The organism is Thalassolituus sp. UBA6592 (assembly GCF_002433655.1).
GTDB lineage: Bacteria > Pseudomonadota > Gammaproteobacteria > Pseudomonadales > Oceanobacteraceae > Venatoribacter.
In genome coordinates, this window is sequence record NZ_DJIO01000044.1 from 1 (window position 1) to 6,654 (window position 6,654).

Consider the following 6,654-nt stretch of genomic DNA (forward strand, 5'->3'; position numbering starts at 1 on the left):
TTTAAACTGTGGGACAGCAGTGGCATCTGCCGGTTTCTTTATATCTGCTTTACTGCGTTGCAGACGCTCAGTCAAAATCCAGAATCAACAAGCGGCCTTCAAAACGTTTTGGTTCCAGCGCGTACCAGAATTCATGGGTATAGGAACCTGGCCAGGCTTTCTCGCATTTTTCACATAATTCATCAAAGGTGGAACGGCCCGGATCGGCGAGGATAATTTTCTTCACGCCGGCACGTTTCGCCCGTTTGAATAATTTAAACAGATCGTCCACCAGAGCATCCCAGAAACAGATATCTGCGCCAATTACGACGTCGAATTCCGCCAGGTCTTTGCCTTTCATATCACTGAATGACGCCTGCAGAGGTTTTACTTTGCAGTCGTTGGCGGCTGCCATGACTTCGAGGTAAGGGAATACGTTCTCGTCCAGATCCAGTCCGGTAACTTTGGCTTTCTGCTGACTGGCGCAGTAAACAGAGGCCGGGCCCCAGCCGCATCCTAATTCCAGCAGACGGGTATTTTTCTTCAGCTTGTTATCCTGCAGGTAGTCCATGATCAGGAAGCTGGAAGACCAGGTCTTGTGGCCGTGAATATTGGGTTGGGCAATACGCTTCAGCTTTCTGACTACCGGACTTTTCGCCGTCAGCATATAAATGCCGTAGGCCATTTGCAGATGATCCTGTTCAAACACTTCCAGGCGGGGCATAACAAAAAATCCTGTTAAATCAGAAAGGTGCCAGTGTACCCGGTTTTTATCGGCCAGCAATAGGCGCATTCCCGGCATTGTATTATCCCGGCGGTATCGGTGTGGCTGCGCCTCAGTTGCGGAAGACTATTTCGGGAAATCGTTCAGTGCAGATGCATGTTGCCGGATTTCTGTTGCGGCAAAGTGACAGCAGGCATGACTTGCTTTGTATAGCTTTGAATAGGTATTGTATAACTTTATGGGTGGGCCACTACACTCATAGCTGCACTATATAGCTGCCCTATAAACGTAGGTGGCTATCCATTGACGCAGGTGGCGGCACTCATAGTCGCACTGCATAGCCACACTGCAAACGGGTACAGATGCTTGCATGCTTGTGTGCAGGCACAGGCTAATAAGAAGGAGACAGCACGATGGCGAATAAATCTTTACAGGGCAGTGTGGCGTTTCTGCTGCTGACACTGTCTGGCTGTTCCACTCCCGCTATTGAGCAGCAGGGCTGGCGTCAGCCACGGCTGACACCACAGGGGTTTTTTGATGGGACCCTCTGCGCTGATGGTGTGGTGAACGGTTTCAGCGGTGAGCAGCTGCGTCAGTTTAATGCGGTTATTGAAGCGTCCTGGTCCGCCACGGGTACGGGCACACTGGACGAGGTTTTCTATTTTTACGATGAGCCAGGCAAAGCGCCGGTGCGCGAACCCCGGGTATGGACACTGAACCCAGCCGATGATGGTTATCTGGCCAGTGCTACGGATGTGCCTGAGCCAACGCTGATGCGCTATGCGGGCAATACCATTTCTATGGGCTACACCCTCAGATACGGTGAGCCGGGGGATACCATTGATCTGTCCATGGATGACCGTATGTATATGGTGGCGGAAGATCTGGTGGTCAACGAAACCACAATGACCAAATTCGGTATAGAAGTGGGGCAGGTGCTGCTGGTCATGCGCAAAGTGCCGGATGCATCTTATTGTCAGCTGCCGGCGGCAGAATAAGTGTGAACCGCGGGTTTCGTTTACTTTTTGACCTCAGTCCGGCACTTGAGCTTTATTAATGAAAGCGAGGCAGATTACCTTTAAAAACAGGATTATGTGTTAGGTTTGAGAATCTGATCCCTTATAGTACGCCGGTACTTCACATAACCTGCTGCCGGCGTTATTCCGTTTAAATTCTGTAGAATAACTTCACAGTTTTTGGGCATCATTAGTGCCAGATTAGCGGCGTCTGCAGTAAACAGATAACTTTCAGGAGAATGGATATGGTTAAAGCGTTAGTAGGGATTGCCGACGGCAGCGAAGATATTGAAGCGGTGAGCATTATCGATACTTTGCGTCGTGGTGGTGTTGACGTCACGGTGGCGTCGGTTATGGATAATCTGACCATTACCTGTGCCAACGGCACAAAAATTACCGCCGATGCGATGATCGCAGATTGCACAGATACTGAGTGGGATGCGGTGATTGCGCCGGGCGGTATGCCGGGTGCTGAACATCTGTCAGCGGATGAAACCTTTATTGCGCTGATGAATAAGCAGCTGGCTGCAGGCAAAGTGGCAGCGGCTATCTGTGCCTCACCGGCGGTTGTCATGGCAAAACACGGTATGCTGAAGGGCAAGAAAGCCACCTGTTATCCGGGCTTTGAAGAGCTGCTGCTGGAGTCTGCCACCATGGCATTAACGGAAGGCGTTGTTGTTGATGAAAACATCGTCACCAGTCGTGGTCCGGCAACAGCGGTTATGTTTGCTTTAGTATTGGTCGGTAAGCTTTGCGGTCCGGAAAAGTCCCGTGAAGTGGGTCAGGGGATGCTGGCTTACGCCTGATCATTGGCAGCATCAGCAAGCGCAGGAAGGAAGAAACACAGGAAAGCCGGAGATTGCTCCGGCTTTTTTGTTTGCGTCTTTTAATCTTCGTTTTTTAATCTTCGTTTTTTAATCTTCGCCTTTTCATCTTAGTGTGATGAGCTGTTACCGGATTTCTCCCTGTCGCCGTATACCTCAATGACCCAGTCCGGGTGTTTATACAGAATACGCAGATCGCGGTAGCGCCTGACATCGCGGAACATGGCAACCCAGTCGTGAATCTGCAGATGCCAGGCATTGTAGGGCTGAGCCGGCATGCGCGTAACACCGTATTTTATTTCACCGGCGTCGCGTTCATCGCGGAAAGTGCCGAACAGGTGATCCCAGATAATAAAAATGCCACCGAAATTACGGTCGATCTGTTCAGGGTTGCTGCCGTGATGCACGCGGTGGTGCGACGGTGTATTCAATATTTTTTCCAGCCAGCCCAGACGACCAACCTGTTCGGTATGCAGGAAGAACTGATACACCAGATTGGCTTCGATCGCGATCAGTACCCAGTCTTTATCGAAACCGACCAGTGCCGCCGGAATCCACCAGAAAAACCAGGCGCCGGATAAAGCGAAAGTAAAATTCTGGCGCAATGCCGTGGAGAAATTCATGTGCTCAGAAGAGTGATGGGTGACGTGTACGTTCCAGAACCAGCGCACTTTGTGCATCAACACATGGTTGATGTAAAAACACAGATCGATAAAAACCACCAGTGCCAGAACACTCCACACCGAGAGCTCCGGGTTCCACTGCAGGCCGAAGTCATACACCCAAAGATAAAACGCCTGAATAAAAAGGGCGATGGCAATACCGTCCACGACTTTATAGGACGCGCCGATTACCAGATTGGCGGCAGTTTCTTTGAAGTAATAAATCTGTCCGCGCTGTTTGTACTGAGCGTACAGGTGCTCAGCGACCATAACGCTGCTGAAAATGATGCCGAATGCTGCAATAAACAGCAGGGCGTGCCAGATATCCTGCATGCTGACCTCGTCAGATAGTTGTTATTTTTGTGGTGTTTCGGTTGTGCTTCTGTTGTTTTTAGGGCGTCGTTTTAAAGGTTGCTGGTTGAGCTCTTGTTATCTGCAACCAGCTTAGCCTGCCTGTATTAACTTCGATTGACATTTCATGCCATCATTTTGACAATCTCTGCCAGAAGCGACGCAGGCTGTTTCTGGCTGCCGGAAAGTCAGAGGGATGGGTCCAGAGGTCTGAGTCAGTTGAGATTAAATGGGAGCGATCATGGGGTTGTTGGCAAATCTGCAGGTCAGCGGGGATCTGGCCGGGCTGGTTAAGGAATATATGCTTGGCCGACAGCTGACTGATTCTGATTTATACCGTTATCTTTCCGGGCTTTCGGCCAATGATCGTATGGCGTTCAGGCAGTGGTGGCGGGTGCTGGATGAGTTGCAGGCGTTGTGTACGGATGAGCCGGTTGGTATTGCATTGGGCAAGCGGATTCGTGCCGACTATGTCGGCGTGCTCGGCCATCTGTTGCTGTCCAGTGAGCATCTGAACGACGCATTGCAGGGCTTTCAGCGTTACCAGCGCCTGTTACACGATGGTGATCGGGCACAGATAAGCGCGAAAGATGGATGGATCTGTATGAGCTGGACGACAGATTATGGCGCATCATCACGCTTATCAGATGAAGTGCTGGTGGTGGGCGTGATTCATTTTATCCGTACCCTGACGGCCGATGATGCTCTGGCGCCGGCCATGGTGGATTTCACCTTTGCAGAGCCTGCGGAATCAGCAGAGCTTGCGGATGCCTGTGGCTGCAACGTGCGCTTCAGTCAGAAAACCACAGCACTGTACTTTAAACCGGCGGATATGCTGTTGCCGGTTCAGCAGAGTAATCCGGGCACGCACGCTTTGCTCGATCAGCAGGCACAGGCGCTGATGGGCATTCTGCCGGCGGAAGATCCGTTTACGCTGAATCTTAAGCATGCACTACTGATCGCTATCCGTCAGGGGCAGCCGGATATCGGGTGTGTAGCCCGTACGCTGCATCTTTCTGAGCGCACGCTGTTCCGGCGGCTGAAAGCGGCGGGGCTGGTATTCAGCGATATTATGACCCAGGCACGCATGCAACTGGCGAAGGAATATCTGCTGGAAGGGCGGCTGACGCAAAGCGAAATTGCACTGCTCTTAGGGTACTCCGAACAAAGCGCTTTTAACCGTGCCTTTAAACAGAACACAGAATTACCACCTGGTGTCTGGGTAAAAGGTCAGCGCGGCTGATATCCTTTATCTTTCCTTTGGTTACGGCGGTTTACACGGGCCATTTCGCTCTGTACAGTACGTGCCTCTTTTCATTCATGTGGCCTGTCGTGGGGGCCACCACTGACAAGGATATGATATGCCTGTTATTACCCTTCCTGATGGTTCCAAACGCGAATTTGCTCAACCCGTAACCCTGATGCAGGTTGCCGAAGACATCGGCCCTGGTCTGGCGAAAGCGACGGTATGTGGCCGTATCAACGGCAAGCTGGTTGATGCCTGTGAACTGATCACGGAAGACTCCGAAATTACCCTGATCACCGGTCGTGATCAGGAAGGTCTGGAAGTTATCCGTCACTCTTTCGCTCACCTGGTTGGTCATGCTGTTAAGCAGCTGTACCCAACCGCTAAGATGGCTATTGGCCCGGTGATCGACGACGGCTTTTATTACGACATCGATTTTGAACGTCCATTTACACCGGAAGATGTCGCCGCGATTGAAAAACGCGTAAAAGAGCTGATCAAGAAAGACTACGACGTTGTAAAAGAAATGACGCCGATTAAAGACGCGCGTCGTGTCTTCGTAGACCGTGGTGAAGATTACAAAGTCGAACTGATCGATGATCTGATCGAGAAGGGCGAAGAGGCGGTGGGCCTGTACCACCACGAAGAATACATCGACATGTGTCGTGGTCCTCACGTTCCGAATACCCGTGTTATGCGCATATTCAAACTGCAGCGTGTATCCGGTGCCTACTGGCGCGGTGATTCGCAGAACAAACAGTTGCAGCGTATTTACGGTACTGCATGGAACGATAAGAAGGATCTGAAGGACTATATTACCCGCATCGAAGAAGCGGAAAAACGCGATCACCGTAAGCTGGCAAAGCAGTTGGACCTGTTCCACCTGCAGGAAGAAGCGCCAGGTATGGTGTTCTGGCACCCGAATGGCTGGACCATGTATCAGGTGCTTGAGCAGTACATGCGTAAAGTACAGCGTGATGCCGGTTACCTTGAGATCAAAACGCCTCAGGTTGTTGACCGTACACTGTGGGAGAAATCCGGCCACTGGGAACATTACCAGGACGCCATGTTCACCACCGAATCGGAAAAACGCCACTACGCCGTGAAGCCGATGAACTGCCCATGTCATATCCAGGTGTTTAACCAGGGGCTGAAGAGCTACCGTGAACTGCCAATGCGTCTGGCGGAGTTTGGCTCCTGTCACCGTAACGAGCCATCAGGTGCGCTGCACGGCATTATGCGTGTGCGTGGCTTCACCCAGGATGACGCGCACATCTTCGCTACTGAGAAGCAGATCCGTCAGGAAGCCTCTGATTTCATCAAGCTGACGCTGGATGTGTACAAAGACTTCGGTTTCGACGCGGTGGAAATGAAGCTGTCTACCCGTCCGGAAGGCCGTATCGGTGATGATGCCCAATGGGATCTGGCCGAAGCGGCACTGGAAGATGCGCTGAATGAAGCGGGTCTGGAGTGGGAGCTGCAGCCAGGCGAAGGTGCCTTCTACGGTCCTAAGATCGAATTCTCCCTGCGCGACTGTATCGGCCGTGTATGGCAGTGCGGTACCCTGCAGCTCGACTTTATGCTGCCAGGACGTCTTGGTGCCCAGTTCGTCGATGAAGATGGCGAACGTAAAACACCAGTGATGCTGCACCGTGCTATTCTGGGCTCGTTTGAGCGTTTTGTTGGTATTCTGATCGAGCACTACGCTGGTGCAATGCCACCATGGCTGGCGCCAAAGCAGGCTTCAATCCTGAATATTACTGACAATCAGGCAGAATATTGCGAAAAATTGGCCAAAACCCTGAATTCAAAAGGGTTTAGAGCACAAGCGGACTTGAGAAACGAGAAGATC

General features: G+C 51.5%; 6 protein-coding genes. 4 read left to right on the forward strand and 2 right to left on the reverse strand.

All coding sequences use genetic code 11. The features are described 5' to 3' along the window. Positions 1-67: 67 nt before the first annotated feature. The gene (locus tag B2Z72_RS03960; protein ID WP_296983025.1) at positions 68-703 is read right to left on the reverse strand and encodes a class I SAM-dependent methyltransferase; all 636 of its coding nucleotides are present in this window, start codon (positions 701-703) and stop codon (positions 68-70) included. Positions 704-1,116: 413 nt separating this feature from the next. On the opposite strand from B2Z72_RS03960, the gene B2Z72_RS03965 reads away from it, so the two are divergent. Together B2Z72_RS03965 and B2Z72_RS03970 are read left to right on the forward strand one after the other, a co-directional pair. After that, positions 1,117-1,701, forward strand: a complete 585-nt coding sequence (locus tag B2Z72_RS03965; RefSeq protein ID WP_296983024.1) for a DUF3833 family protein — start codon at positions 1,117-1,119, stop codon at positions 1,699-1,701. Between the two features lie 263 nt (positions 1,702-1,964). Beyond that, positions 1,965-2,525: a DJ-1 family glyoxalase III gene (locus B2Z72_RS03970; protein WP_296983023.1), complete on the forward strand. Its 561-nt coding sequence runs from the start codon at positions 1,965-1,967 to the stop codon at positions 2,523-2,525. Positions 2,526-2,653: 128 nt separating this feature from the next. Here B2Z72_RS03970 and B2Z72_RS03975 read toward each other — a convergent pair whose 3' ends face one another. Further along, positions 2,654-3,538, reverse strand: coding sequence for a sterol desaturase family protein (locus B2Z72_RS03975; protein ID WP_296983022.1), 885 nt, complete (start codon positions 3,536-3,538; stop codon positions 2,654-2,656). A gap of 259 nt (positions 3,539-3,797) precedes the next feature. On the opposite strand from B2Z72_RS03975, the gene B2Z72_RS03980 reads away from it, so the two are divergent. Further along, positions 3,798-4,799, forward strand: a complete 1,002-nt coding sequence (locus tag B2Z72_RS03980) for an AraC family transcriptional regulator (RefSeq protein WP_296983021.1) — start codon at positions 3,798-3,800, stop codon at positions 4,797-4,799. Positions 4,800-4,917: 118 nt separating this feature from the next. Further along, the coding region (thrS, locus tag B2Z72_RS03985) for a threonine--tRNA ligase (protein ID WP_297004209.1) at positions 4,918-6,654 on the forward strand (1,737 nt) is incomplete at its 3' end.

Coding starts and splice junctions, on each gene's coding strand:
- B2Z72_RS03975 (WP_296983022.1), bottom strand. CDS start 3,538: ATGCAGGATATCTGGCACGCCCTGCTGTTTATTGCAGCATTCGGCATC.
- B2Z72_RS03970 (WP_296983023.1), top strand. CDS start 1,965: ATGGTTAAAGCGTTAGTAGGGATTGCCGACGGCAGCGAAGATATTGAA.
- B2Z72_RS03960 (WP_296983025.1), bottom strand. CDS start 703: ATGCCCCGCCTGGAAGTGTTTGAACAGGATCATCTGCAAATGGCCTAC.
- B2Z72_RS03980 (WP_296983021.1), top strand. CDS start 3,798: ATGGGGTTGTTGGCAAATCTGCAGGTCAGCGGGGATCTGGCCGGGCTG.
- B2Z72_RS03965 (WP_296983024.1), top strand. CDS start 1,117: ATGGCGAATAAATCTTTACAGGGCAGTGTGGCGTTTCTGCTGCTGACA.